This is a genomic window from Paenibacillus alginolyticus DSM 5050 = NBRC 15375 (assembly GCF_000422905.1).
Classification (GTDB): Bacteria; Bacillota; Bacilli; order Paenibacillales; family NBRC-103111; genus Paenibacillus_E; species Paenibacillus_E alginolyticus.
This window is the reverse complement of record NZ_KE383949.1, coordinates 12,730-37,819: the sequence shown is the minus strand read 5'-3', so window position 1 is coordinate 37,819 and position 25,090 is coordinate 12,730. Positions and strand designations below refer to the sequence as shown.

28 protein-coding genes are annotated in these 25,090 nt (G+C 46.7%); 10 read left to right on the top strand and 18 right to left on the bottom strand.

The annotated features are described in order from the left end of the window. Window positions 1–317: 317 nt before the first annotated feature. The 5 genes from rplT to G519_RS0139410 all read right to left on the bottom strand — a co-directional run bounded on the left by rplT (window position 318) and on the right by G519_RS0139410 (window position 4,446). A complete protein-coding gene (gene rplT, locus G519_RS0139430) occupies window positions 318–677 on the bottom strand; it encodes a 50S ribosomal protein L20 (protein ID WP_029199204.1) in 360 nt (119 codons plus the stop codon). 40 nt (window positions 678–717) lie between these two features. After that, window positions 718–921 (bottom strand): 50S ribosomal protein L35, encoded by a 204-nt coding sequence (gene rpmI, locus G519_RS0139425; protein ID WP_029199203.1) that lies wholly within the window; start codon window positions 919–921, stop codon window positions 718–720. 33 nt (window positions 922–954) lie between these two features. After that, window positions 955–1,455 (bottom strand): translation initiation factor IF-3, encoded by a 501-nt coding sequence (infC, locus tag G519_RS0139420; RefSeq protein ID WP_029199202.1) that lies wholly within the window; start codon window positions 1,453–1,455, stop codon window positions 955–957. Between the two features lie 227 nt (window positions 1,456–1,682). Continuing rightward, window positions 1,683–2,918 carry a glycosyltransferase family 2 protein gene (locus G519_RS0139415; RefSeq protein ID WP_029199201.1) on the bottom strand — a complete coding sequence of 412 codons (1,236 nt, stop codon included), beginning with the start codon at window positions 2,916–2,918 and terminating at the stop codon, window positions 1,683–1,685. Window positions 2,919–3,267: 349 nt separating this feature from the next. Beyond that, entirely contained in the window at window positions 3,268–4,446 is a 1,179-nt protein-coding gene (locus G519_RS0139410) for a glycosyltransferase family 4 protein (protein WP_029199200.1), read from the bottom strand. 195 nt (window positions 4,447–4,641) lie between these two features. Between G519_RS0139410 and G519_RS0139405 the strand changes: the two genes are divergently transcribed. Together G519_RS0139405 and G519_RS0139400 are read left to right on the top strand one after the other, a co-directional pair. Next, window positions 4,642–5,169 (top strand): phosphatase PAP2 family protein, encoded by a 528-nt coding sequence (locus G519_RS0139405; RefSeq protein ID WP_029199199.1) that lies wholly within the window; start codon window positions 4,642–4,644, stop codon window positions 5,167–5,169. A gap of 4 nt (window positions 5,170–5,173) precedes the next feature. Continuing rightward, window positions 5,174–6,304 (top strand): UDP-N-acetylglucosamine--LPS N-acetylglucosamine transferase, encoded by a 1,131-nt coding sequence (locus G519_RS0139400; protein WP_029199198.1) that lies wholly within the window; start codon window positions 5,174–5,176, stop codon window positions 6,302–6,304. An 87-nt stretch (window positions 6,305–6,391) separates the two neighbouring features. On the opposite strand, the gene trmB is transcribed toward G519_RS0139400, so the two are convergent. From trmB to G519_RS0139385, 3 genes are all read right to left on the bottom strand, one after another. After that, window positions 6,392–7,123: a tRNA (guanosine(46)-N7)-methyltransferase TrmB gene (gene trmB / locus G519_RS0139395; RefSeq protein WP_029199197.1), complete on the bottom strand. Its 732-nt coding sequence runs from the start codon at window positions 7,121–7,123 to the stop codon at window positions 6,392–6,394. A gap of 75 nt (window positions 7,124–7,198) precedes the next feature. Then, window positions 7,199–7,399 (bottom strand): hypothetical protein, encoded by a 201-nt coding sequence (locus G519_RS51520; protein ID WP_029199196.1) that lies wholly within the window; start codon window positions 7,397–7,399, stop codon window positions 7,199–7,201. 134 nt (window positions 7,400–7,533) lie between these two features. After that, window positions 7,534–8,109: a WGxxGxxG-CTERM domain-containing protein gene (locus tag G519_RS0139385; protein ID WP_244280368.1), complete on the bottom strand. Its 576-nt coding sequence runs from the start codon at window positions 8,107–8,109 to the stop codon at window positions 7,534–7,536. A gap of 103 nt (window positions 8,110–8,212) precedes the next feature. Here G519_RS0139385 and G519_RS0139380 point away from each other — a divergent pair, with 103 nt between their 5' ends. Next, a complete protein-coding gene (locus G519_RS0139380; protein ID WP_029199194.1) occupies window positions 8,213–9,178 on the top strand; it encodes a TIGR01212 family radical SAM protein in 966 nt (321 codons plus the stop codon). Between the two features lie 96 nt (window positions 9,179–9,274). Here the strand turns inward: G519_RS0139380 and G519_RS50990 are convergent, their stop codons facing one another. Next, a complete protein-coding gene (locus G519_RS50990) occupies window positions 9,275–9,457 on the bottom strand; it encodes a hypothetical protein (protein ID WP_127527883.1) in 183 nt (60 codons plus the stop codon). 88 nt (window positions 9,458–9,545) lie between these two features. On the opposite strand from G519_RS50990, the gene G519_RS50985 reads away from it, so the two are divergent. From G519_RS50985 to G519_RS0139365, 3 genes are all read left to right on the top strand, one after another. Beyond that, window positions 9,546–9,863 carry a c-type cytochrome gene (locus G519_RS50985; RefSeq protein WP_064743640.1) on the top strand — a complete coding sequence of 106 codons (318 nt, stop codon included), beginning with the start codon at window positions 9,546–9,548 and terminating at the stop codon, window positions 9,861–9,863. Window positions 9,864–9,893: 30 nt separating this feature from the next. After that, window positions 9,894–10,472 carry a class I SAM-dependent methyltransferase gene (locus G519_RS0139370; protein ID WP_029199193.1) on the top strand — a complete coding sequence of 193 codons (579 nt, stop codon included), beginning with the start codon at window positions 9,894–9,896 and terminating at the stop codon, window positions 10,470–10,472. A gap of 76 nt (window positions 10,473–10,548) precedes the next feature. Further along, window positions 10,549–11,514 (top strand): type I phosphomannose isomerase catalytic subunit, encoded by a 966-nt coding sequence (locus G519_RS0139365; RefSeq protein ID WP_029199192.1) that lies wholly within the window; start codon window positions 10,549–10,551, stop codon window positions 11,512–11,514. 501 nt (window positions 11,515–12,015) lie between these two features. On the opposite strand, the gene G519_RS0139360 is transcribed toward G519_RS0139365, so the two are convergent. The 5 genes from G519_RS0139360 to G519_RS0139340 form a co-directional block, all read right to left on the bottom strand. Continuing rightward, window positions 12,016–13,515 (bottom strand): IMP dehydrogenase, encoded by a 1,500-nt coding sequence (locus G519_RS0139360; RefSeq protein WP_029199191.1) that lies wholly within the window; start codon window positions 13,513–13,515, stop codon window positions 12,016–12,018. Between the two features lie 268 nt (window positions 13,516–13,783). Next, window positions 13,784–13,981, bottom strand: coding sequence for a twin-arginine translocase TatA/TatE family subunit (locus G519_RS0139355; protein ID WP_029199190.1), 198 nt, complete (start codon window positions 13,979–13,981; stop codon window positions 13,784–13,786). A 37-nt stretch (window positions 13,982–14,018) separates the two neighbouring features. Next, window positions 14,019–14,747: a twin-arginine translocase subunit TatC gene (tatC, locus tag G519_RS0139350; RefSeq protein WP_029199189.1), complete on the bottom strand. Its 729-nt coding sequence runs from the start codon at window positions 14,745–14,747 to the stop codon at window positions 14,019–14,021. Between the two features lie 40 nt (window positions 14,748–14,787). Next, window positions 14,788–16,509, bottom strand: a complete 1,722-nt coding sequence (locus G519_RS0139345; protein ID WP_029199188.1) for a GMC family oxidoreductase — start codon at window positions 16,507–16,509, stop codon at window positions 14,788–14,790. A gap of 36 nt (window positions 16,510–16,545) precedes the next feature. Continuing rightward, complete coding sequence (locus G519_RS0139340) at window positions 16,546–17,313, bottom strand: gluconate 2-dehydrogenase subunit 3 family protein (RefSeq protein ID WP_029199187.1); 768 nt, start codon at window positions 17,311–17,313, stop codon at window positions 16,546–16,548. 154 nt (window positions 17,314–17,467) lie between these two features. Here G519_RS0139340 and G519_RS0139335 point away from each other — a divergent pair, with 154 nt between their 5' ends. Beyond that, entirely contained in the window at window positions 17,468–17,848 is a 381-nt protein-coding gene (locus G519_RS0139335; protein ID WP_029199186.1) for a c-type cytochrome, read from the top strand. 46 nt (window positions 17,849–17,894) lie between these two features. Here G519_RS0139335 and G519_RS0139330 read toward each other — a convergent pair whose 3' ends face one another. Both G519_RS0139330 and G519_RS46890 read right to left on the bottom strand, forming a co-directional pair. After that, complete coding sequence (locus G519_RS0139330; protein ID WP_029199185.1) at window positions 17,895–19,658, bottom strand: B12-binding domain-containing radical SAM protein; 1,764 nt, start codon at window positions 19,656–19,658, stop codon at window positions 17,895–17,897. Window positions 19,659–19,750: 92 nt separating this feature from the next. After that, a complete protein-coding gene (locus tag G519_RS46890) occupies window positions 19,751–19,975 on the bottom strand; it encodes a hypothetical protein (protein ID WP_036635713.1) in 225 nt (74 codons plus the stop codon). 252 nt (window positions 19,976–20,227) lie between these two features. On the opposite strand from G519_RS46890, the gene G519_RS46885 reads away from it, so the two are divergent. Continuing rightward, window positions 20,228–21,238 carry an RluA family pseudouridine synthase gene (locus tag G519_RS46885; RefSeq protein ID WP_036635710.1) on the top strand — a complete coding sequence of 337 codons (1,011 nt, stop codon included), beginning with the start codon at window positions 20,228–20,230 and terminating at the stop codon, window positions 21,236–21,238. A 22-nt stretch (window positions 21,239–21,260) separates the two neighbouring features. Next, on the top strand, window positions 21,261–22,217 hold the full coding sequence (locus G519_RS0139315) for a D-2-hydroxyacid dehydrogenase (protein ID WP_029199184.1): 957 nt from the start codon (window positions 21,261–21,263) through the stop codon (window positions 22,215–22,217). A gap of 455 nt (window positions 22,218–22,672) precedes the next feature. On the opposite strand, the gene G519_RS0139310 is transcribed toward G519_RS0139315, so the two are convergent. Together G519_RS0139310 and G519_RS0139305 are read right to left on the bottom strand one after the other, a co-directional pair. After that, window positions 22,673–23,557 (bottom strand): 1,4-dihydroxy-6-naphthoate synthase, encoded by an 885-nt coding sequence (locus tag G519_RS0139310; protein ID WP_029199183.1) that lies wholly within the window; start codon window positions 23,555–23,557, stop codon window positions 22,673–22,675. 1 nt (window position 23,558) lies between these two features. Beyond that, entirely contained in the window at window positions 23,559–24,197 is a 639-nt protein-coding gene (locus G519_RS0139305) for a futalosine hydrolase (RefSeq protein ID WP_036635707.1), read from the bottom strand. A gap of 211 nt (window positions 24,198–24,408) precedes the next feature. Between G519_RS0139305 and G519_RS0139300 the strand changes: the two genes are divergently transcribed. Further along, window positions 24,409–25,014: a DUF2087 domain-containing protein gene (locus tag G519_RS0139300; protein WP_029199181.1), complete on the top strand. Its 606-nt coding sequence runs from the start codon at window positions 24,409–24,411 to the stop codon at window positions 25,012–25,014. The last annotated feature ends 76 nt before the right edge of the window (window positions 25,015–25,090 follow it).

The window sequence follows — 25,090 nt, the reverse complement described above, 5'->3', positions numbered from 1 at the left end:
CATAGCCGATTCGTTAGTGTAGATCACCATATATAATATGATTTAGAGATTATTATATGCATCCCCTGAAGAATAGTCAATAGTCAAACTGAATAAAACAAAATCAGGTGAGTGAAGATAATACCAATCTAGGAAAATTAGGGGTTACTTTTACCCAAATTTAGAGATTTTCTCATTCGAGTTCCTTGGGCGAAAATGGCTGGTCAGACTACTTATGCCGTTGCCATGGGTATCGAAACATTCTCCAGAGTAAACCGCGTTCATTTCATGCAAAAAGAAGCCTGCTCCCTAAAGGGAACAGGCTTCTAAGTACGCAATTACGCGTTTACTTTTGCTTTTGCAGCTGTTGCCAAATCGTTGAACGCTTTGGAATCATTCACAGCTAGATCAGCCAAGATTTTGCGGTTGATGTCGATACCAGCCAATTTCAGGCCGTGCATCAATTTGCTGTAGCTAAGGCCGTTTTGACGAGCGCCTGCATTGATACGTGTAATCCACAGTCTGCGGAAGTTACGTTTCGTTTGACGACGGTCACGGTAAGCATACACTAAAGATTTCATTACTTGTTCTTTAGCTGTTTTAAATAAGCGGTGTTTGGAACCGAAATAACCTTTTGCTAGTTTCAAAATTTTCTTACGACGGTGAGCGCGAATAAATCCGCCCTTGACTCTTGCCATTGTTAACTACCTCCTGGGATGTATAAATAATGTTCGAATATTAACCTTTAATGTTAGAAAGTTGTTGTTTCAGACGACGTACATCGCCTGGAGCCATAACTGGGTTTGTTGCAAGAACACGTTTAGTACGTGAAGATTTACCGGAAAGCAAGTGATTTTTACCTTGTTTGTATCTCATCACTTTGCCTGTGCCAGTAATTTTGAAGCGGCCCTTCAAGCTGCTGTGTGTTTTCATTTTCGGCATGGTGTTTTGTTCCTCCTAATTTAGTATACGCGCCTAGGTTGTTGCTTTCGGCGTTAAGATCATGATCATGCTTCTTCCCTCAAGCTTAGGAGCGCGCTCCTGTGAGGAAATGTCAGCTGTTTCAGTAGCTAAACGTTCAAGCACTCTACGGCCAATTTCCGAGTGCGCTATTTCACGACCACGGAATCGGACGCTGGCTTTCACTTTATCGCCTTCGCCAAGAAACTTAACGGCATTACGAAGCTTCGTTTGGAAATCGTGCTCATCGATTGTCGCGCTTAAGCGAATTTCTTTGATATCCACGATTTTCTGGTTCTTGCGAGCTTCTTTTTCTTTCTTCTGTGTTTCATAACGGAATTTACCGTAATCCATAATGCGGCATACTGGCGGCTTCGCCGTTGGTGCCACATTTACCAAATCCAAATTCGCGTCTTGTGCGATTTGAAGAGCTTCGCGAATCGGCGTGATGCCGAGTTGTTCTCCGTCCGCCCCAATCAGGCGTACTTCCTTCACACGAATCTCGTCATTAATCATATGGTCTTTGCTAATAGTATTCCACCTCCAAAAAGAATGTAACGCTCTCTCCAACAATATAAAAAAAGATGCGGGCGCAGTGGCCCACATCTTCATCAATAACAGGTTCAGACAAACCTATTGTATATTCATGACGATTCATTCAAACCAGCCAACGGTGTCGGTCAGGTGAGAAGCGGGCGCTTCTGCTTTTACTTGAAATATAATATCATCTCATGCAGAGAAAGTCAACTCACTTGTTTACTTTTCATTTCGTCTAGACGAATCACACGTGTATGTTCCGTATGGCTCCATTGTTTGTTGTTTTGCGTGAAGAACGCATAGAACGTAATTGGCCACCAAGAAAGCATAAATATTGGATATAGAATTAAATATTTATATACTTTGCCAGGAGCCTTCTCAATCAACATGGAAATAGGCAGCAGCACATAAATCGCTACGCTAACGGTGTTAAAGAAAATAGGATTGATATCGGCAAGCATAGGCGCGTCTGCCCAGCCCGGAGTCACCGATTTAATCCATAGCAGCACGGAGATAATCGCACCGAAAAAGAAGTTATATACGTTAGCAGAGTAGATAGCCGCGTCAATCTTCGTCCAGCTGCCTTCTTTGATACCTTGCCACAATAGGGGGAAGAAATAACGCTTGGCCACATCAAAGTGTCCTTGCATCCAGCGCAAACGCTGTTTGGCAGATACTTTAAACGTCAGTGGCTTCTCATCATAAACAATCGCCTCGTAGTTGTAAGTCGGCCTGATACCGAGCTTAATGCAGCGCATGGAGAACTCCAAATCCTCAACAAGGCTGGTTGCTCCCCAACCGATCTGTTTAAGCAGCTTGGACTCAAAGCACATTCCTGTGCCGCCCAAGTAGTTGGCAAGCCCTAAGTTCGTACGGGGCATTTGCCAGAAGCGGTTTGCAAAGTAATACGAGATCGCATAGGAGCCAGTAACCCAAGAATCATTCGGGTTCTTGCTGTCCAGATAAGCCTGAATAACTCTGGAACCGGAGCAAAGATCATTGTTCATGTGTATCAAGTAATCAGGGCTAGAAAGATTGTCAGCATCAAACATGACAACAGCGTCGTACTGACGCTCCCGCTTCCAAAGCTCTTTCAGCATCCATTCGATCGCGTAACCTTTCCCTCTCAGGTTCGGGTTATGGCGTTCCATGGCATGAACACCATGACTGCGTGCAATATCCGCTGTATTGTCTGTACAGTTATCACAAATCACGAAGATGTCATACAGCTCTTTGGGGTAATCCAAAGCCTTCAGATTCTCGATCAATGCGCCAACGACCTGCTCCTCATTATGAGCGGCGACCAATACGGCAAACGATTTCTGGGGAGCAAATTTCTGTTTGTTTCTGGGACGGTACCATCCGAAAAAAGTCAAAAACAACTGATACGCACCGACCAAGGCCAAGCCAATTTGAAAGGTAAGCATAATCTTGTCAAGCATGAAGCAAAGTCCCCCTTTTTTTGTTTATGCACACAAGCTATCTTTTTATACGCGTATGCGCAGTTTTATGTACCATGTGAATAACCGTTCTTGATTTTCCTCTCTTTCCACTCATTTGTCAAAGTTCACAATGACGAATATAAGCCATTTCTCTGAGATTTGAGCGGAACGCGCACAGACTATGCAGTATGTGCTTGAAATCAGGTCGTTAAAGTCCTGTTTTCAACGTTTTTCATTTTATTGTGTACCAAAAGTTCACCATTTAGACGAACTAGCTGTCCCCCATGTGATACGGGGATTATTATAATTCACCTGGGCTCTCCCTGACAACTTTTGCTCACTGCCCCTGTTAACGGATCATACGATTAGCATGCATCTGGGACGGATTAGCAGATGTCCTATAGACTACTTCTTCATAGCTGGTCAACAATCGGTTAAATATATGATCCCAAGATTGACGCAAGGCAAACTCCCTGCCCGCAAAGGCAAGTCTATAACGAGTCTCCAGTGATTCATACAATCTTACGATAGCTTGTGTGAAAGCAGCTACGTCGCCAGACGGACAGAGTAATCCCGTCACTTCATGCTCAATAGTATCTTGTACCCCGCCAGCAGCAGCTCCAATCACCGTTGTACCAGAAGCCATTGACTCCAAAACAACATTGCCGAAAGTCTCTGTGGCAGAAGGAAAAATAAACACATCTGCAGCCGCATAGAGCTCAGCAAGCTGTGTCCCCTGAACGAATCCGGTAAAAGTAACTCTCGGATCCCCTCCATAGCATTCGCGCAGTATACTGGAAGACGGTCCGTCACCAGCAATAATTAGATGGCAATCCTCTCGAATTGCAGCCGGCAGTGCATGAAAACTGTCTAATGCGACCTCTACACTTTTCTCAGGAGCTAAACGACCGACATAAAGCATAACGAACTTTGCAGGATCTACGCCATATGTCCCGAGTACTGACTTTCGATCGACAATCGGCTGGAAACGTTCCGCATCGACACCGCGGCTCCAAATCTCTAAATGACTTAAGCCTTTGTCTTGTAGATGCTCCATGGTAGACTTCGAAGGCACATACACCTTCTGACAGCTTTGGTGGAACCATTGCATGTATTTCCAAAGGGTAGGCTCCACCCAAGGTATTTTATAATGACTTAAGTATTGGTCAAAGTGAGTATGATAGGACGCAACTAATGGCGTTTTGTGTTTGCGGGCATGGTGCAAACCAAAAAGTCCCAAATTGAAAGGGGTTGCACAATGAATGATTGTAGGCTGAAAGGCATGGAGGGATTTGCGAACATTGAGGGGATTTGGGATAGCTAACCGACATTCTGGGTACAATAAAAAGGGAATACTGTAAAAACGTTCTACACGGAACGGATCGTTGTCACCTTCTGTCATACTAGTAGGAGCAAACACTTTGCAAGCCACATCTTTGGATTCCAAAAACCGCGTCCATCTGCCAAGTGTTTTGGCAACTCCATTTACATCTGGCAGGAATGTATCTGTAAATAAGGCAACTCTCAACCTCATCAGCCCCTTTTAACATTTACGTTTAATTCCCTTATTTCACATCATGCTAGCACAGGATTGTTATCGGGAGATCAGATGAGCGTTAAATTGAGTTTCTTAAAATTTATTACTGCGTTAATCTTCCTTTAATAAATCTCCTTTACAATAGTCTTAAGAAAGTAACCCAAACAGCGAAGGAGGCTACTACTCATGAGCAGGGTCGTACACTGGCTTCAGCATCATGAAACACGCGTATTCCACTTTGTGAATCAACGTATCCAGCACTTCTTCCTTGATCATTTCTTTAATAAAATCACACATTTAGGCGGGGCCACAGCCTCCATAGCGATATCCTTATGTTTTGCATTGTTCGGGCAAGGCCCGCTGCGTACAGCAGGGATTCAAGCTCTTCTGGCTTTAACCCTCAGTCATATTCCAGTTGCTATTATTAAGAAGAAATACCCGAGACTAAGGCCATATCTGGTACTTCCACAAACGATTACTTACAAAAACCCGTTGACGGATCATTCCTTTCCTTCCGGGCATACAACCGCCATATTCTCGATCATATTCCCTTTTGTTACAGCCGTACCTGCTCTTGGACTTATCCTTATACCGCTCGCATTAATCGTTGGTCTATCACGAATATACCTAGGGCTGCACTATCCTTCCGATTGTATCGTTGGATGTTTAATAGGAACGACAGCATCTCTAGTGACAGTAGCTTTCTGGGGGTAAACGAATGAATGTCTTGCATGGTAAAAAACGGGTTCTCATTCTTTCTGAAGGCTTCGGAGCCGGACATACGCAAGCGGCTTATGCACTTGCTGTAAGTTTAGAGCAGCGATGTTCGACTATTGAGACACGTGTTTTGGAATTAGGATCATTCCTTCACCCGACATTAGCACCATGGATCATTCATGCTTACAAAAAGACACTAACCTCCCAGCCCAAGCTTTACGGCCGATTGTACCGCTCTCAATATAAAAAATCACTCAACCGCTTAACGCAATTGGCTTTGCATCGCATTTTTTATGCTCAGACGGCAGCAATTATCCAGCAGTGGGCACCACAAGCTATTGTCTGCACACATCCTTTTCCCAGTGTTGTGGTATCTAGACTGAAAAGAGCCGGGTTAGACATTCCGCTATGCACGGTCATTACAGATTACGATGTCCATGGGACTTGGGTTAGTAGAGAAGTAAATAAATATATGGTTTCGACAGAAGACGTCAAAAATAAACTGCTGGGCCGCGGTATCACAGCTGCTCAAGTCGAAATCACAGGAATTCCAGTTCATCCTAGCTTCCGTGAGGCTCACGATAAAGCAATGATTCGACAGCAATTCCAGCTGGCAGCTCTGCCTACCGTACTAGTTATGGGAGGCGGCTGGGGATTAATCGGCGGCGATTCGCTAAGCGATCACCTAGTAGCATGGAGAGATCGGATCCAATTCATATTTTGCTTAGGCAATAATGAGAAAGCATTGGCAAAGCTGGCGATGGACCCCCGTTTTCAGCATCCCAATATTCACTTGCTCGGATTCACCCAAGAAATCGGCAAGCTGATGGAAGCTTCCGATTTGCTCGTCACGAAGCCTGGCGGTATGACCTGCTCAGAAGGACTAGCAAAGTCGATCCCCATGCTGTTCTATGATCCGATACCGGGTCAGGAAGAAGAGAATGTCCACTATTTCACACAGCTTGGCTTCGGCGAACCGATCCGATCTGCAGATACGATTGCGAACTGGTTATCGATGCTGGCTAGCCGTTACACGGATGTAGAGGCAAAGCGCGTTTCTAATTATCATAAAAAGAAGATGTACCTGCCTTCAGCCGATTGCTCAGAGGTCATCATGCAATTGCTTGGCTGATTTAGGGTAAAATAAAAAAGCTAATCTCTTACCGCATTATGCAGTGGAGATTAGCTTTTTTATTGTGAAATTTTCGTACTTATAAACCTATTCCGTTTTGGCTTTATTCAGCTGCTCCAGATGTGAAGCAAGCACCTTTTCGCCAATAACCACTTCACAACGATGAATGTTCATCCCTTGTCCAGCGAACTTCGTTTCGTATTCTGTCATAACATGGTCAGGATGAATCCCATCCACGTGCAGGTTCAAGGAAATATTTCGCATTCTCAGTCCCATATCTGCAAAAGAATTGAGCGAGAATTCGAACAATGATTGTGAGTCCGTTTTTAAGTGAATCTCACCGTTCGCATTTAATATTTGTTGATATTTCTCAACAAAGCCCGGATGCGTTAAGCGTCTACGAGCATGCTTTTTCTTCGGCCATGGATCACTGAAATTCAAATAGACCCGCTCTAATTCACCTTCAGCAAAAGCTTCCTCAATATGTTCGATATTGAAAAGCATTAGCTTCAAATTCGGAATGCTTAGCGTAGACTCGGACTCTTCATCCGTTTTGATTTCATGTGCATTCTTTGCTTTCTCACTCGCTTTGCGAATCAACTCGTCATACATATCTACACCAATGAAATTAATGTTCGGATATTTCTTACTCATTTCACTGATGAAGCGCCCTTTGCCCATCCCAAGCTCGGCATGAATCGGGTTGTTGTTGCCGAATAACTCGGCCCATTTGCCTTTGTATTCCTTGGCATTTAAAACAACGAGTTCCTTTTGACGTTCTATATCTTCTCGAATTCCTTTTCTTCCCCGTAAACGCATCTACTTTTTGCCTCCTACACGTACAAGCTATCGAATACAAATCATAGACGATTCAAGGAAAAAAATCAAAGGAAATTACACTTCAAGGGTATGATAATCAATGGTATTCGATGTGGCTGGAAACAGCTTTTGATCCAAGGACCGCAGTACTTTTCGTCGCGCGTCCTTTGATATGCTAGGATCTGCAGCGAATTTCACGCCACTGCTCAATGCCAATGCTTCTTTAATGGTCAACTCGACTGATATCGTATCGGTAGCTAGGGACAACTTAACCAACTCATTCACCTGCTTTCCTTTCCCTTTATTAAGGATAGCTTTCGTTATGATGATGCTATTTATGAATGGCAGATCATTCTAACCACAAAGAAAAACGCCTCCCAACTTGGAAGGCGCATTTAGCTAATATCTATTTATCTAACTTCATCTCTTCTTTTGTCTTTTCCTCTAAGGCCAGATAAGCCCAACAGACCTAATAGGCCAAGCCATCCCCAGTTCATACGATTGCCATCTGTCGTTGTAGTCGCGTAAGTTCGATAAGATGAAGTGTCATAATTCCCAGTGTGTGTACCCTTAGTACTCATACGGTCCATCATATTGTTACTATATTGATTGATGTGACTAATAACACCAGAACCCGTTCCTGTCCCGGAATAGGAACCTGTGCCTGTACCATAACCCGTGTAGGGGCCAGTAACTGTAGTACCAGTAGTACCTGTAGTACCTGTAGTACCTGTAGTACCAGTCGTACCAGTGGTCCCTACCGTAGCGTCATAATTACTTCCTGTATATCCCGATGTTGTCGTAGTTCCTGTCCCCGTAGTTCCTGGTGTAGCACTTGGCGTTGTCCCCATCATTGTGTTAGCCAGCGCACTAGTTGCCCCAAAGCTTAATGCTGTTGTCAAAGCTACCGCCAAAGTAATTGTACGAAACTTTTTCACTTGTTTCAAATCCCCTTTCGGCATGTAATAGTTATGCAAAGTTATCATGCTCCGTATGGCTCCCTTTTAACGGGGAACTTCTTGGAAAGGCAGGGGTCGCTTTCATGCTTCAATTTCGCTACAATTAGATTGGAAAGAAAGGAGCAACCAAATGTCTACAATTATTCAGGAGTCGCCTCAATTATGGGGGGACAAACGTTTCCATACATGGAATTATGAAATGCGTGAAGCTTTCGGCGTGAAGGTTTTTAAAGTCATGCTGGATGCAGGTTTTACTTGTCCTAATCGTGATGGCAATATCGCTACCGGGGGTTGCACATTTTGCAGCGCGCGGGGGTCAGGTGATTTTGCTGGAAGCCGCCGCGATGATCTGGTTACCCAATTTAATAAGATTCGAGATCTCCAGCATCAGAAATGGCCGGAAGCCAAATACATCGGCTACTTCCAGGCTTATACGAATACGTATGCCCCCGTGGAAGAACTGCGGGAATATTATGAAGTTATTTTAAAGCAGCCAGGCGTTGTAGGTTTATCCATTGCGACCAGACCGGATTGTTTACCGGATGATGTTATTGAATACTTGGCGGAGTTGAATGAACGTACCTATCTATGGGTCGAAATGGGCCTTCAAACTGTCCACGAATCAACCTCTGAACTCATCAATCGTGCTCATGACACACAATGCTATCTGGATGCGGTTGCCAAGCTTCGAAAGCATAATATCCGCACCTGTGCACACATTATTTATGGATTACCTGGGGAGACGCACGAAATGATGCTGGACACTGGGCGAGCCGTCGCTCAAATGGATGTTCAGGGCATTAAAATCCATTTACTTCATTTAATGCGTAAAACACCTATGGTGAAACAATACGAAGCCGGCTTGCTTCAGTTCCTGGAAAAAGACGAGTATGTGAAGCTTATCGTAGATACACTTGAATTTCTTCCACCGGAAATGATTGTCCACCGTCTTACTGGAGATGCTCCCCGCGATCTTCTGATTGGTCCGATGTGGAGCCTCAAAAAATGGGAAGTACTGAACGCTTTTGATAGTCTTTTGAAAGAAAGAAATACTTGGCAAGGTAAACTTTGGAAGGGTAAAGCCGACCAAGGTTAAATATAAAAACCATAAAACCCAAATAGATTATTATCCGTTTCCTTTATATAGGTAGAATGACTAAAGGAGATGGATGATCATGATGATGAAACGAGCTCAAGCAGCCATTGTTGGGATGATGTTAATTGTGGCTGGATGCGGAGGGGCGCCAGCGACACCAGTGAGTACAGTGGTAGTGGCGCCGTCTTCAACACCGACGGCGGGAGTGAGTGCGCCGCCTGTTGCTGCGGCGACGGCAACACCTGCGGCCGCTACGGTACAGCCGGCGGCAAGCAGCACGCCGCAGCCGAGCGCAGCGGCGACAGCGAAGCCGACTGCTGCGGCTGCGACGCCAGCAGTGAAAGAGGCGGCTACGGCGAAGCCGGCCGTGAAAGAGACGGCTGCGGCGCCGGCCGCAACACCAGCGTCGGCTAGCGCGGCGCCTTCCCCATCCGCTAAGCCGGATGGCGGCACCAGCACCGCAGCGCAGGCGCAGGTGCTGTACAAGGACAACTGCATGTCCTGCCACGGGGCAGGGCTTGCAGGCGACTTCGGGCCGAACCTGACGAAGGTCGGTTCGCGCAAAACCAAGGATGAGATCGTCACGCAGATCCTCGGAGGTAAAGGCGATATGCCACCTTTCAAAAGCGCATTGAAATCCGAAGAAATCGAAGTGCTAGCCGCATGGCTAGCAGACAAAAAATGATCGTATAAGCAGCATGGAGGCTTTCATCACATGGGTTTTGTTTCCGTACTAAGTTTTGCTCATCAATTAATTAATCAGCGGGCTCAGCCGGGTGATACCGTCGTCGACGCGACCCTCGGCAACGGCGTCGATGCCCTGTTCTTAGCTAAGCTGGTAGGACCCCGCGGCAGCGTGTATGGCTTCGATATCCAGCAGCAAGCGTTGGATCAAACAAAGATGCGTCTGGAGAAAGAACTTCCAGACGCATCTTCTTGCGTGCACATGAGCCTATGCAGCCATGCGCTCATGGAGGCAGCTGTGCCGCAAGACCGCCACGGCAAGGTCGCCGCGGTCACATTCAATCTCGGCTATCTGCCCGGCGCCGATCCCGCAACGATTACGAAGCAGGAATCGACGATTCCTGCTCTCGAGGCTGCCCTCCGCCTGCTCCGCAAAGGCGGTATCGTAACCATCGTGCTCTACAGCGGGCACGATGGAGGCTCGGAAGAAGCTGCGGCCGTCGAAAGCTGGGCCCAGCACCTTCCTCTTGCAGCCTTTCAGGTGCTGCGGTACCAATTCATGAATACCAGCCAGCATGCTCCCTATCTCTTAGCTCTAGAAAAAAGATAGACGCATGTTATAATGCTAGAGAGTGCATCGGCATTATTTTGTAGGAGAAATTTAGAGAAGAAAGTAGGGATAGTTTGTGAAATCATACCCGCTTCAATTTCAACCTGAAATGAAAGAACGTGTCTGGGGTGGAAGAGCCCTAGAAAAGTTTGGTTTTCAGCTTCCAGAAGGCGCTATTGGCGAAGGCTGGATGATTGGCGATCACCCGAATGGAACGACGAAGGTGATTAATGGCGAATTAGCAGGACTTGGTCTAGACGAAATTCGCGAAAAATACGGCAAAACGTTATTCGGCACAAAAGGATTTTCCGAAAAAAACGGCCGTTTCCCACTACTCATCAAGTTATTGGATTGCGAAGACGACCTTTCCGTACAAGTACATCCGAATGATCATTACAAGAATTTGGCTGCCGGCGAGCTCGGCAAAACTGAGATGTGGTACATCCTTGATGCCAAGCCCGGCGCCAAAATTATATATGGCATGCAAGAAGGCGTTACACGCGAAAACTTAGCTCAAGCAATAGCTGAGAACCGCATTTTGGACTGCTTACAGGAAGTCCCTGTTGAAGCCGGTGATTCCTTTTACATCCCTGCAGGAACTGTTCATGCGCTTGGCGCTGGCGTCCTAGTTGCCGAAATTCAGCAAAATTCCGATACGACCTATCGTTTGTACGATTATAATCGTCCCGGACTCGATGGTAAGCCTCGTGATCTTCATATTGAAGATTCGCTCAACGTTATCGCGTATGAAGGCTCCGGCTCCACTCGAATGAAAACAGATTTGAATAAAGCTGGCACTTGGTTAACACTTGCCGAGTCACCATTCTTCACCGTGGAAAAAGGCCTAGTAGGACCGAAATGGGAGCTAAGCACTTCTCCTGAAAGCTTCGTCATCCTCGTTATTGCAGACGGTAACGGAACCCTCCAGTGGGCAGATGGCAGCATCTCCACGAAGCCTGGTGATTGCTTCCTGCTTCCAGCCGATCTTGGCAGCTATGCACTTGAAGGCAGCATGACGGTTATTCGCAGCTACTTGCCTTAATTGTTGTTCGATGAAGAACGTCCCACTCATCTTTTGATGAATAAGGGGCGTTTTTTTGTTATGCCTAAGATGCATATGAGCTTTCACGTTGGGAAACACCAACTGGCGTGGAGATCAGTTTGGGGCTTACTTGAATTGGTACCTATCTCTCATCAGATTAGATGTAAAAAGTGCATCTAATCTAGCCAATATGCTAAATTCCATGAGAATACATGTAAAAAGTACATCTAATTCGACGAATATACTCCATTTTGGTGGAATATGCGGAAATTAGATGCACTTAATACATCTAATTTCCTGAAACTGGTGACAAGGCCGATATTAGATGCACTATTTGCATCTAAATGAGAAGGCACATACTACTCAGGAGTGTCTGAATGGGGGCATTTTGCTGATATATTGTTTACTTGGAGCAGTAAGCTATATGATGGTTCATTCCAAAAAGGCTCTCCACTTATCATCTCTAAGATGATTGTGGAGAGCCTTTTCTATTTCCAGCTATTATTCTTCAGATAAGCTGCTCTCTTTTAAAATAACGTCGTGCGCTCCGCCTTCAACGAGGCTGGTTGCGGAAACGAGCGCAATTCTCGCTTTGCTCTTCAGCTCATCCAAGCTTAATGATCCACAGTTGCACATCGTTGACTTTATTTTGCCAAGCGTCTTGTCCAGGTTCTCCTGTAGGCTTCCAGCATATGGAACATAGGAATCGACGCCTTCTTCAAACAAGAGCTTGTTTTTGCCGCCCGTATCATAACGCTGCCAGTTGCGGGCACGATTGGAACCTTCTCCCCAGTATTCTTTCACAAAGTTGTTTCCAACTTTCAGCTTTCTGGTCGGGCTCTCATCGAAACGTGCGAAATATCGGCCCAGCATGACAAAGTCAGCGCCCATAGCCAAGGCTAATGTAATATGGTAGTCATGTACGATACCACCATCGGAACAAATTGGAATGTAGGTACCTGTTTCTTTGAAGTATTGGTCTCTAGCTTCAACAACTTCCATGAGGGAAGAGGCTTGTCCGCGACCAATTCCTTTTTGCTCCCGAGTGATACAGATAGACCCTCCGCCGATGCCGACTTTAATGAAGTCCGCTCCTGATTCCACCAGATAAAGGAACCCTTCACGGTCTACAACATTACCTGCACCGATCTTCACATTGAAATTCTCTTTCACATACTGAACCGTTTCCCGCTGCCACTCACTATAACCATCTGAAGAATCGATGACCAGAATGTCTACTCCCGCTTCAACAAGCGCAGGCACTCTCTCTTTGTAGTCTTTCGTATTAATCCCCGCACCAACAATATAGCTTTTGTTACCGTCTAAAAGCTCCATCGGATTTTCTTTGTGCTCATCATAATCCTTGCGGAAAACGAGGGTGTCTAGCTTTTGATTATCATCCACAATCGGTAAACAATTCAGCTTGTGATCCCAAATTAAATTGTTTGCTTCCGATAAAGTAATTCCTGATTTGCCATAAATCAGTTTATCAAAAGGCGTCATAAATTGTTGGATTTGGCGATCCAGAGGGTCACGACTTGTCCGGTAATCACGCCCCGTTACAATACCAAGCAATTTTCCATTCGCTGTACCATCGTCGGTAATGGCAACTGTAGAATGACCTGTTTCCTCTTTTAACGCCAGTACATCACTTAGCGTATGCTCGGGAGTTAAGTTGGAGCGGCTAACGACAAATCCTGCCTTGTACCCTTTTACTTTACGCACCATCAGTGCTTCTTCTTCAATCGATTGCGAGCCAAAAATAAACGAAATCCCGCCACTCCGCGCCAAAGCAATCGCCATTCCATGATCGGATACAGCCTGCATGACAGCAGATGAAAACGGGATATTGAGCGAGATCGCAGGCTCCTCGCCTTTATTGAATTTAACTAATGGTGTCTTAAGCTTCACATTCGCCGGTGTACATTCCTTCGTTGTAAGATTAGGAATCAACAAAAACTCACTAAACGTGCGGGATGGTTCTAAGTAATACGTAGCCACTTTATGATTTCCTCCTAATATAGGGATCTTTGAGCGTAGCTCAAAGTCTCTCCGCTCTGGGATCCATGGGTAAATTTTTTCAATCTTATCACTGAACCTCACCTGTGGTCAATGGATTTTTTTAGCAAATACCAATAAAGGCGTTACAAAACGGCGACCTATAGGCCGCTCGCTCTGTAACGCCTAAAAACCAATTTTACATCGGCTATTCGCGGGCGTATTTCACGCATCGCTAACATGTAGCCGTTTTTTCAAAAGATGGACGGACTTAAAGCGGCTTCTTGCCCTCATTTTCGATAAGTGGATCACACTCATTATCTTCGATGATATTACGGGTAGAGTTGCGAAACTCGCGGAGCGTATCTCCGAACGCTCGCCCAAGCTGCGGCAGCTTAGACGGACCGAACACGATTAAAGCGATAGCCAGAATTAACACTAATCCAGATACACCAATATTGTTAAACATGAACATCATCCTCTTTTTCTTTGTGCTTAATTGAAAATCAGCTGTTCGCAGGACTTTCCTGCATGGTTCGCCATTGCCAGCCCGCAACCATTACACTAATTTCAAACAACAGGATTAATGGCACCGTGACCGATAGATGAGATATCATATCGGGCGGGGAGATGCATGAGCCTATGATCGCTAAACCAACGTAGGCGTATTTTCTCGTCATTTTCAATCGCTGCGGCGTCAGCAGACCGATTCTTGTTAGAAATAGAACGACTACGGGCAATTCAAAGGCGATTGCCATGGGGAATACAACTTCGAACAAAAACGAAAAGTAGCGGTCGATTCCATACGTTTCCACAGCGCCGACTGTGTGATTCATACGTATCATAAAACGAATCATCATCGGGAATACCACCCAATAGCTGAATGATACCCCGATAATAAACAGTGCAAATGACACCGGTATGTAGGGAAGGGTGCTTTTAGCCTCCGCATCAGTAAGACCAGGACGAACGAATGCCCACACTTGATAAAGCAGCACTGGAACTGTGAACAATAAAGCAACCAGGAAAGCGCACTTCATGTAGATCATCAACCCGTCCGTAAACGAGAACACGTTCCAATTTATCTCGCCCACCAAAGGTTGCGATTTCATATACCGCAGGATTCTAGGCGAAACATACAGCCCGACGCTTAGTGTAACCACAAACCATGCGAACACAATCAGCAAACGTTTGCGGACTTCAGTCAAATGAAAGATCCAATCTTCCTGCTCCATCCCTTCACCCCATTAAACAAAGTCCTATGCCCTAACTTGATTAAACAATCATTCCACCTTGTTTCAAATATTTCGCAATCCCTTCTACTGCCCGATAAGCAAGTGCCCCGATCGTACCCGTAGGATTGTAGCCGCTGTTGTGCGCGAAAGCTGACGCTCCGACAACGAAAACATTTTCAGCATCCCACATTTGCAAGTAGGAATTTACGGCTGAAGTTGCAGGTTCTGCCCCCATAATGACGCCCCCGGTATTGTGCGTAGATTGATAAGGGACGATATTGTAAGGTCCAAGTTGATCCGATGAGCCAATTGTCGTAGCCTTCATTTCCTTCATGATTTCGGCTGCCTTGCCAGCCATGAATTTGATCATTTGCCGATCCTGCTCCTCAAAATCGAAAGTAACCCTGGGCAGCTGCAGGCCATAAGCATCTTTATAGGTAGGATCCAAGTCCACATAATGATGCTTCCACGGCAAACTGCTGCCCTGCGGAGAAACAGAAAGTACACTGTTCGCATATTTGAGTGACTTTTGCTTGAAGTCTTTTCCCCATGTCGGTGTTCCTTTCGGAACCGAGTTGGTAGCGATGGGCCGCTGCCCCGTCTGTGAAATACGCATTCCTGCGCCATGAAGAAAATTGAGGTTGCTGTGGTCAAAATTATCTCCATTGAAATCAGGAATCTCCATGCCAAGGGATCCTGCACCGGCATACAAATTGAATTCCTTATCGTCAAAAAATCCCGCGGCTGAGCCACCGTTGGTCTGATAGCAATAATTTTTACCGATAACTCCTTTGCCGGTAGCTGGATCGTAAGGCTTGCCCAACTTCGAAGTTAGCAAGAGCTTAATGTTATTGAACACGTAGCTCGCCATAATGACCACATCAGCCGGCTGCTCAAACTGTTCTCCCGTAATCGTGTTAATATATACAACCCCACTAGCTTTCTTACCGTCATTGAGAATTTGTATAACATTAGAATAGGTACGCAACTCAAAATTCCCTGATTTCTGGGCGACGGGAAGTACAGTAACCACGGCATCTGCCTTGGCTCCGTATTCACAACCAAAGCGTTCGCAGTAGCCACAGTATTGACACGCTGCCCGAGTGACCCCATCCGGATTCGTATATTGTTCCGACAGATTCGCCGATGGCATCATATAGGGATGATAACCCAGCTTTTTCGTCGCTTCTTCAAAAAGCTTCAAGACCGGAGTTTTCACCATCGGTTTAGTAGGAAAAGGGCTCGAGCGCTTACCAACCAAAGGGTTTTGGTCTGGGTCGCCGGAAATTCCCGCCATCTTCTCGAATTTGTCAAAATACGGCTCTAATTGATCGTAGGTAATGCCCCAATCCTGAATGGTCATTCCATCCGGTATTTTCTGTTTTCCATACCGCTCTACCGTTTTACTATAAATTTCAAAATCGTAAGGAAGGAACCGATAGGTTTGCCCGTTCCAGTGTATGCTTGCTCCGCCAAGTCCCTCCCCGAGCAGGAAAGAACCGTGTTCACGCATCGGCACTGCGGTCATTTTCTCCGTATTGCGAAACGTCACCGTTTCCTTCGATAGATCTTGCATGAGATCCAGCCGCTGAGCATAGCGCAGCTCATCATGCACCATGTAGTAATCCTGTGTGCTTCGCGGCTTACCGCGTTCCAATCCAACTACCTTAACCCCTTGCTTCGTCAATTCCGCGGCAATGATGCCTCCGACCCATCCCATTCCAACAATCACAACGGGAACTTTCGGCATTTTTGTAGCCATATGCTCCTTCCTTTCTCACTTGTATTTATGTTGTCACTAATGTGCGAAATGATCATGCAAACTACGCGGATCCATGACCACGAACTGATCCTTCTCCATAATACTGGCGTAAGTCATCTGATTACCTGGATATTTACGCATCTTCCATCCCAACATGTTCTTGTTACCCCCATACAGTGGATCGCAGTAAACGCCCTCCATGGTCAGCCTGCAGAACAGATTGAAGAACGTTTTGCCCGTTATTCCGTTTATGACCATGATCTCGCCTTTTTCCATGGATGTCAGAATCGCGTCCTTCTCCTCCGGTGTCAAATCAATAAAGGATTTGGAATATTTGGTTTTGCTAGTCTCTTCCATACTTTGAAGTCCCATCGTGAATAACTCGTGGCGATTGATGCTTTGGTAATCCCCCTGTGTCACTTCCCCTTTTATAAAAGGACCTGTCCGATACTCACGTGAATTCACTCCCCATGGACTGGCCAATTGATGGTCAATATAAAAAACGACGCCCAAATCTGTCGCTCCCGGCCCATTTTCATCTTTGGGAAAAATACGCTCAGCCGCTGCTTCCGTCAACTGAAGCTGCGCTTGATTGAAAAACATAGGGGCTTGATTGTAATCTGCTGCAGTTTGTGGCGCTGTAGATGGTGCTGGTGCAGGAGCCGCCTGTTTTTTTCCAAATCCTCCCGAAAACGCACTGCCGACTACGCCCCCCACTACTACACCGCCAATAGCAGTCCCGGTATATTTCAAAAAACGACGCCGTGAATGATCTGGAGAGCTTACTTTGTTTTTATCCGCCAATTTCTCATTCCTCCTTGGAGTTTTTAGTATAAATTGGTTGTTATGGATAGGATGAGCGACCTGTTCATTAATTATTCCGATTGCATGAAAAGTAGCGAATTCGGGAAATGTAGTGACAGAACTCGAATGAAATAAAAGAAGGAGAATGATGCAGTTGAACAAATCATTTCTATGCCTCTTTCTATTGTTAGCCTTCTCCCTAGCTGCCTGTGGGAAGACGACACCTCCGGCAACAACGGGGACTCCAGCAGCTACAGGAACCCCAACGGCAACAGGAACCCCAGCAGCAACTAGCAGCGGGGCAACAACCAAAGTCGACGCCCAAGCTGTTTTTAAACAAAGCTGCGTGAGTTGCCATGGTGTTAACCTTGAGGGTGCAGTAGGACCTAATTTACAGAAAGAAGGCAGTAAGCGTTCCAAGGACGAGCTTGCAACGATTATAACGAATGGCAAAGGCGCGATGCCCAGCTTCAAAGGGAAGCTTACGGATGATGAAATCAGCTCTCTAGCTATTTGGCTTGCAGACAAGAAATAATGGATGCAAAAAAGCTTCGCTCTCCGAGAAGGAAAGCGAAGCTTTTTTATGTTGTCGCCAATTGGCGCAGCGGCATGGTGTAGTAGCTAGCCGGCTGCTGCGCGTCCGGCGGGAAGTGCACAACAAGCAGCTCTTTGCTGTTTTCGTCGATCTCTCCGCTCTGCAGATACGTCTGCAAAGCGAAAGGCAATACCTCAAGCATCGCGTGCTTGTGGAGATCTTTTTCATTGATGCGGAGACTCTGGAAGTCGCCGCTGACGAGCTCAGGCTGCTCAGCCAGGAGCCTCAGGTAGGCATTCTGCTCGGACTTCTCCAGGGTGAAGTCCCACCAGATTTTGCGCGGCTTATATTTATGACCCAGGAAATAATCCAGTTTCATCAAGCCTTCAATCACGTGCATGTTTTTGGTTTCACGATGCATCAGGAAATCGCGCAAGCGGGTAAACAGATCCTCGAGCTGATGCCCAATCTTCTGCCAACCGCGGCTTTCCCAGAAGTCGCCGAACTCTTGAAAGAAGTCAAACGCAGAAGCGAATTCTTTGGCGATTAAATATTTGACTGTATGATCCATACGGTGAGCGTTCCAATATTTCTCGAGCACATCCTCCACCCGTTTGATACGAATCAAATCAGTGAATGGCAGAATGTCATTGCCGAGAATCTCGTAAGGCGCGTGGTCCATGTAAACATAGCCGTATTTATGCGCGTCATTGCGCATCCCCGTGCCGCGCAGCATTTTCAGGAAACCGAGCTGCAGCTCTTCCGGTCCTAGTTCAAAGACATCGTTAAACGTCTTGCGGAACGAGTTATAATCCTCTTCCGGCAAGCCGGCTATCAGATCGAGATGCTGATCGATTTTCAGGCTATTTTTCACCTTAGATACCGTACGGCTCAGCTTAAAGAAATTTTGCCTGCGCTGCACCAAATCATTGGTTGTATCATTCGTAGATTGGACCCCGATCTCAAAGCGGAATGTACCCGGAGGGGCATTCTCAGCTAGGTAATCGAGTACCTCAGGACGCATGATATCCGCAGTAATCTCAAATTGAAACACGGTGCCGCGATGATTGGCAATGAGGAATTCAAAGATTTCCATCGCATAATCACGCTTAATATTAAACGTCCGATCCACGAACTTGATTAGCTTCGCGCCGGAATCGATTAAGTACAGGAGGTCTGACTTGGTACGTTCTATATCAAAATACCGCACACCAACCTCAATACTCGACAGGCAGAATTGACAGGAGAAGGGGCAGCCACGGCTCGTCTCGAAATACACAACGCGATTAGCCAGACTCGGCACATCCTCTGCAAAACGGTGCGGAGACGGGATATCATCCAGCTTCAGCTTAGGTCTGCCCGGCATCAGTACGACTTCCTCGCCTTTGCGATAGGCCAGTCCATAAACAAAATGATATTTGCGAGTCGTTGAAATTTCTGTCAGCAGTTGGTGGAAGGTCTCTTCCCCTTCGCCCATCACAATGAAATCGACCTCAGGAATGCGATTCATCCAGTATTCGGTATCATAAGAGACCTCTGGACCGCCAAGCATGATCAGGAGATCTGGCCGAATCTTTTTGATCATTTTAATAATCGTTATCGTTTCTTCAATGTTCCAAATATAACAAGAAAAACCCAATACATCCGGGGCCTTTTGATAAATGTCCGAAACGACGTTCATGACAGGGTCTTTGATCGTATATTCTGTAATTTCAACGTCAAAATCCTTCTCGCAGAACGCTTTTAGATAGCGTAAGGCTAAGGAGGTATGAATGAATTTGGCATTAAGTGTGGATACAAGTACTTTCATTATAAAAAAACCTCGTTCTGTTCTCGTTTATCGTACTATCTAATTCTACACGAAAACCGAGGAAATACAAAGGCAAGCCCTCCCAAAGAAGACTAAAGAACCATATCATCATCCAACTGAGGGTTCTCATAAGGGAACTGCAAATAGGAGGCTTCCTGAATCGCATTTTTCCACTTTTCGGCATGAGAATACAGCTGATCTTCGACTTCTTGCATTCTTTGTTGCAATTCACCGGTATTTTCAGCAGGGCCACTTTGTAAAGCCTTTTGCAGGGTAGTGCGCTCTTCGAACCATTGCGTTAACTGATATAAAAGCATAAGGAATTCCCACCTTTTCTCACATGTAGTGCTGCAGCATGTAAGTAGAAGTGTTCCCTTTTTGGGAGGCGGGCATACAGAGGCTGCCGGGGCAAATGCCGGATAAGTAATTTTCCCTTGGGATGTACCTAGAAAGTCGCGCGATATATAGGATCTTCCCTCACAGCGTTTCTTTTGCTTTTGCGAACGTGGTATATTGTAAGGTGAATGATCTGACCGGAAGGTAAGCGATCGCATTAGGAGGTCTTTTTTATGCAAAAGAAGCCAGGTAAGTTTCAAGGTCCAAATAAAAGCCAGAACCAGAATCCCAAATTCAAGCAAACTAAGAGTCCGAGCCAGAATCCTACTCCGTCAAAAGGAAACCAAGAGATGAGTACTCGCCAGTACACCGTAAAGGAGTCCTCTGAGCTACTACCTTTTTTAATAGAAAAGCTTTCGAGTTTGGGCCGTAATTCGGTAAAAGCCATACTTGCCCGTGGACAAGTCGCAGTGAATGGCAAAGCCGTAACAGCTTACAACTATCCCTTGCAGCCAGAACAAACGGTCACCATTAACAAGGATAAAATCGTCGAAGATATCCCCCTAGCTGGCATGAGCATTTTGCATGAAGATGAAGATGTGATTGTCATTCAAAAGGATGCCGGGCTATTATCTATCGCGACAAATACCAAAGAAAATGAGATTACGGCCTATCGCCAGCTCACGGCCCATGTTCGAAACCACGATCCGAAGGCTCGGATTTTCGTTGTACATAGACTGGATCGAGATACATCCGGCGTGATGATGTTTGCCAAAAACGAGAAGGCTCAGCAGCACCTGCAGAACACTTGGCAGGAAAGTGTCAAAGAGCGCACTTATGTTGCCCTGGTTGAAGGCATGGTGAAAAAGCCCGAAGGGACCATTTCCTCATGGCTCAAAGAGCATACGAAGTCGCTTAAAATGTTTTCGACGCCGTATCCGAACGATGGACAGCACGCAGTTACTCATTATAAAACACTGCAAGCGAACCGGAGCTTTTCGCTGTTAGAGGTTAATCTCGAGACCGGCCGCAAAAATCAAATTCGCGTTCATATGCAGGACATCGGCCACCCCGTTGTTGGCGATAAGAAGTACGGTTCAAAAACGAAGGAAATCGACCGTCTTGGACTTCATGCTCGTGTGCTTGCCTTTTTGCATCCGACAACGGGTCAGCTGCTGCGATTTGAGACGCATATTCCGAAGGTGTTTTTGAATCCATTTAAAGAGTTGCCTGCGAAGAAATAATTGGCATGAGGAGCGATAAGAGATGCAAATCGTTGTACTTGATGGCTACACACTAAATCCCGGCGATCTGATCTGGAGCGGATTAGATTCACTCGGCGAGCTTGTTGTCTATGATCGAACTGCTGAGTCACAGATCCTTGAACGTGCTGCTGATGCAGAGATTGTTTTGACGAATAAGACCCCGCTATCCGCTCAAACGATTCAACAATTGCCTAAGCTTCGCTATATCGGCGTACTTGCGACCGGATACAATATCGTTGATATTCAGGCAGCCAAGGAAAATGGCATTATTGTCTCTAACGTTCCTGCTTACAGTACTCATTCTGTTGCTCAGCTGGTCTTTGCTTTGTTATTGGAGTTTTGCCATCGGGTGCAGCAGCATAGTGACAGCGTGCTTAATGGGGATTGGGTTGGGTCCATTGATTTCAGCTACAGCCGCTCTCCGCTCGTCGAGTTAAGCGGCAAAACCATGGGACTGATTGGCCTGGGACAAATCGGCAAACAAACCGCGTTAATTGCGCAGGCGATGGGAATGAAGGTTATCGCGACTGGCAGCGGAAGAAATGTCCCTCAACCTGTTGAGGGCATGGAGTGGGTGCAAATCGACGAGCTGCTGCAGCGCTCAGATGTCATTAGTCTTCACTGCCCGCTGACACCGGCAACGAATCAGTTGATAGATGCTGCACGGATCGCTCAGATGAAACCGACGGCTATTATCATTAATACTGCACGAGGCGGTCTTCTCAATGAGAAAGATGTCGCTCATGCTTTGAACGAAGGCAGACTTGCAGGAGCCGGTCTAGATGTGCTGACCATAGAACCGCCTCAGCCGGACAATCCTTTGCTGCACGCGAGAAATGTGATTATTACCCCGCATATTGCGTGGGCTACTAAAGAAGCACGAGCAAGACTGATGGATACGGCGATTGGTAACGTGCGTGCTTATCTGGATGGGCGTCCGGTGAATGTGATTGGGTAGTGTTGGGGTGAGTGCGTGGTTGAGCGAGTGAGTGAGTGTGGACGGTTGATTTAGCGATGTTTTACAGCGCTAACTGAGCACATTTCCTCTTCATACACACTTTAACAATGAAAAACATCGCTATGGCGAGCAAATTAGGCTATTTCACTTGGGGACGGCAGTTTTAAGGATGTTTTATATCGCTAACGTAGCACATTTCCTGCTCATGCAGACTTTAGCGATGAAAAACATCGCTACGGGGCTTGAACTGGGAAAACCAGCTGAGCTGACATGCTCTCGCGCACCTGCGAACATGAATGAAATCAGCCTTAGGGACGAAAGACCACCGTGTTTGGGTTCACTCCCAAAACGGTGGTCTTTCAACGTTCAAATCTATGTGGGCTGCGGGTATCCACAGCCTCGGTATTTTCGCCGCTTAAGTGCTAGTGCACTTAAGCGGTTTTTCGCTTGAGCTATTATTTAAGCAGGGCCGCATAATCCATCTGCGGCACAAGCCCTTCCTCCGCAGCCCGCTGGAGCAAGGTCAAGACGGCGCCATAGCCGCTTTCACCTAGATCAGCGGTGAATTCGTTCACGTACAGGTCGATGTGCGCCTCAGCGACCTGTGGATCCATCTCCTGCGCGTGCGCCATGACGTAGTCGCGCGATGCTTCCGGATGTGCCCACGCATATTCGACAGAGGCGCGGGCCCAGCCTGCAAGCGCCTCAAGATCCATGGAGCGCCGTGCAATGATGGCGCCCAGCGGGATCGGCAGGTTGGTGTCCGACTCCCACCAACTGCCCAGGTCTGTGAGAAGCGCTAACCCGTAAGACGGGTAAGTAAAGCGCGCTTCATGAATGACAAGGCCGGCATCGATGAGGCCGTCCCGCACGGCAGGCATGATCTCGTGGAACGGCATGACCACGATTTCACCAACGCCGCCTGGAACGTTCTGTGCCGCCCAGAGGCGGAACAGTAAGTACGCGGTTGAGCGCTCGCTCGGCACAGCGACCCGGCGGCCGCTGAGCATAGCCGGGTCTGGCATTGTTCCCGCTGTCGCAATTGTTCCCTCTGTCTCCGCTGTTCCCACTGCTCCGCTGATCTTCGTCAGCACCAACGGTCCGCAGCCTCTGCCCAAAGCGCCGCCGCAGGGGAGCAGGGCGTAGTCCTTTAGCACCCATGGCAGTGCTGCGTAAGAGATCTTGAGGACATCCGGCCCGCTGCCTTCAGCAGCAAGCTTGTTCGTAATGTCGATGTCGGCATATAAGACATCCAGCTCGGGGGCGCCTGGGATTAACCCATGCGCCCAAGCATGAAAAACAAATGTATCATTTGGACAAGGTGAATACGCAATCTTCATTTTAAAGCACCTCCGCTAGGACTGAACTTGCTGCTTCTAAAGCCTTAAAGGCATCACCGATACGCCAAGCGTCTCGGTCGCGAGGACCGATCGCGTTGGAGATCGCGCGAATCTCCAACACTGGCACGCCGCGCTGCTGCGCAGCTGTCGCAATGCCGAAGCCTTCCATGGCTTCGGCAGCGGCTCCAGGCACACGCGCAGCCAGCGCAGCCGCTGTCGCTGCCGTCCCGGTGGCGGTTGCCACCGTGAGCACTGGCGCCATCTGCGCCTGCAAACCAGCGGCTAACAACGCCGCTGTCACTCGCTCGGCCACATCCGCGGCAACACCGACTCGTGTCGAGCCGAAGCCAAGCTCGTCCAAGCTGCTGAAGCCATCCAGCAGCTCCACGCCAAGGTCAGCGCCTATGATCTCACTCGCCACAACAAGCGAGCCTATCTCCGCTTTCCCTACAAATCCGCCGGCAATACCGGCGATAATAACCAAATCATATTCAGCTTTCGCAAGCTCTATCGCTCCATTCACTGCTGCTGCTGCAAGCCCAACGCCAGCTAAGGCAAATTCAAATCTGCTATCATGACCAAGGCCGCGCTGGACTGCATCTCTTTCAGGAGCTACAGCTGTCATTACAAGTACACGCATCGTCGTTCCAATCCCCTTCTATGATCAATATCCATTCTTATATACGATTATTTTACATGACCCATGATCAAATAGGAAACTTTCGAGGTATGACCAACAAGACCAACACTTTCTCGATCGATTCCATTGTATTGACAATTCCATCTGTTTTAATTATTATCTAATTAGATAATCATCGAATTAGATATCCTTTTAAGGAGGTGTACCCGCCATGCAATTAGATAAAATCATTACCTATCACAAGGCACTTGCCGACGCAACACGTATACGTATGCTCATTTTACTAGCCGATGGAGAGCTGAACGGTCAAGTTCTTGCCGAGAAACTAGGTGTTACCCCAGCAACGATTACCCATCACGCCTCCAAGCTTCGCGAGGCCAGCCTCATCAATGAACGTAGAGACAAGAACACGATTTACTTCGCTTTGAATGAATATTTCATTCGCAGTAATGCCACCGCGACGGCTGAGCTCATTTTCAAAAACAAGAAAGGAGAGATCGATCCTATGAAAGATGAAGATCGTAATCAGAACCTCAAGCAATCTGTCATTCGAAACTTTATAACCTTAGATGGCAAACTCAAGCATATCCCTGCCCAGCTCAAGAAAAAACTTATCGTCCTAGAACATCTAGTCGAGCAGCTTGAACAAGGACGAACCTACACAGAGAAGGAACTGAATGCCTTCATTAAGAATTACCATCCTGATTTCGCAACGATTCGACGAGAATTCATTATGCACCAGTTCATGTTTCGCGATAACGAGATATACGAACTCAATCCAACGGAGATGTGGGCCAAATGGGAGAACTTATCCTAATTCTAAAAAAAAGGACGGTTCCCAGTCGATTACACGACTTAAGAACTCGTCCTTGCCTTCCTAGCCTTATTCTTTT

Coding starts and splice junctions, on each gene's coding strand:
- rplT (WP_029199204.1), bottom strand. CDS start 677: ATGGCAAGAGTCAAGGGCGGATTTATTCGCGCTCACCGTCGTAAGAAA.
- rpmI (WP_029199203.1), bottom strand. CDS start 921: ATGCCGAAAATGAAAACACACAGCAGCTTGAAGGGCCGCTTCAAAATT.
- infC (WP_029199202.1), bottom strand. CDS start 1,455: ATGATTAATGACGAGATTCGTGTGAAGGAAGTACGCCTGATTGGGGCG.
- G519_RS0139415 (WP_029199201.1), bottom strand. CDS start 2,918: ATGCTTGACAAGATTATGCTTACCTTTCAAATTGGCTTGGCCTTGGTC.
- G519_RS0139405 (WP_029199199.1), top strand. CDS start 4,642: ATGAGCAGGGTCGTACACTGGCTTCAGCATCATGAAACACGCGTATTC.
- G519_RS0139400 (WP_029199198.1), top strand. CDS start 5,174: ATGAATGTCTTGCATGGTAAAAAACGGGTTCTCATTCTTTCTGAAGGC.
- trmB (WP_029199197.1), bottom strand. CDS start 7,123: ATGCGTTTACGGGGAAGAAAAGGAATTCGAGAAGATATAGAACGTCAA.
- G519_RS0139385 (WP_244280368.1), bottom strand. CDS start 8,109: ATGATAACTTTGCATAACTATTACATGCCGAAAGGGGATTTGAAACAA.
- G519_RS0139380 (WP_029199194.1), top strand. CDS start 8,213: ATGTCTACAATTATTCAGGAGTCGCCTCAATTATGGGGGGACAAACGT.
- G519_RS0139370 (WP_029199193.1), top strand. CDS start 9,894: ATGGGTTTTGTTTCCGTACTAAGTTTTGCTCATCAATTAATTAATCAG.
- G519_RS0139355 (WP_029199190.1), bottom strand. CDS start 13,981: ATGTTTAACAATATTGGTGTATCTGGATTAGTGTTAATTCTGGCTATC.
- tatC (WP_029199189.1), bottom strand. CDS start 14,747: ATGGAGCAGGAAGATTGGATCTTTCATTTGACTGAAGTCCGCAAACGT.
- G519_RS0139345 (WP_029199188.1), bottom strand. CDS start 16,509: ATGGCTACAAAAATGCCGAAAGTTCCCGTTGTGATTGTTGGAATGGGA.
- G519_RS0139330 (WP_029199185.1), bottom strand. CDS start 19,658: ATGAAAGTACTTGTATCCACACTTAATGCCAAATTCATTCATACCTCC.
- G519_RS46890 (WP_036635713.1), bottom strand. CDS start 19,975: ATGCTTTTATATCAGTTAACGCAATGGTTCGAAGAGCGCACTACCCTG.
- G519_RS46885 (WP_036635710.1), top strand. CDS start 20,228: ATGCAAAAGAAGCCAGGTAAGTTTCAAGGTCCAAATAAAAGCCAGAAC.
- G519_RS0139315 (WP_029199184.1), top strand. CDS start 21,261: ATGCAAATCGTTGTACTTGATGGCTACACACTAAATCCCGGCGATCTG.
- G519_RS0139310 (WP_029199183.1), bottom strand. CDS start 23,557: ATGAAGATTGCGTATTCACCTTGTCCAAATGATACATTTGTTTTTCAT.
- G519_RS0139305 (WP_036635707.1), bottom strand. CDS start 24,197: ATGCGTGTACTTGTAATGACAGCTGTAGCTCCTGAAAGAGATGCAGTC.
- G519_RS0139300 (WP_029199181.1), top strand. CDS start 24,409: ATGCAATTAGATAAAATCATTACCTATCACAAGGCACTTGCCGACGCA.